Below are 300 nucleotides of genomic sequence, written 5' to 3'. Positions count from 1 at the left end.
GCACTGGTCGCTCACGTTCTGACCGTGAAATACGCCGATCACTGTCCGCTGTATCGGCAGGCGCAAATCTATAGCCGCCAGGGCGTCGATCTCGATCGCTCCACGCTCGCCTGCCACTGCCGTGGCCTTCTGCGCCTATGATCGATCCACTGGATCGATCATTCCGCCGGAGGCGGATCGGCTACGAAGGGGTCGGCAAAGCGGCGGCGCTCCTGGCGCCGCTGCAGACGCGCCTATTCGAGATCCTGAAAGCCTCGCCGAAACTGTTCGCAGACGAGACGCGCTGCCCTGTCCTCGATC

1 pseudogene is annotated in these 300 nt (G+C 63.3%); it reads left to right on the top strand.

Annotation, left to right across the window (positions count from 1 at the left end):
* Positions 1-300: pseudogene (locus tag KKP04_RS15370) on the top strand (transposase); the annotation flags it as partial.

The sequence above is a fragment of the Rhodomicrobium sp. Az07 genome, from assembly GCF_018619475.1.
Classification (GTDB): Bacteria; Pseudomonadota; Alphaproteobacteria; order Rhizobiales; family Rhodomicrobiaceae; genus Rhodomicrobium.
Note: the sequence above shows the minus strand (reverse complement) of the source record. Positions and strands in the feature narration are given on the sequence as shown.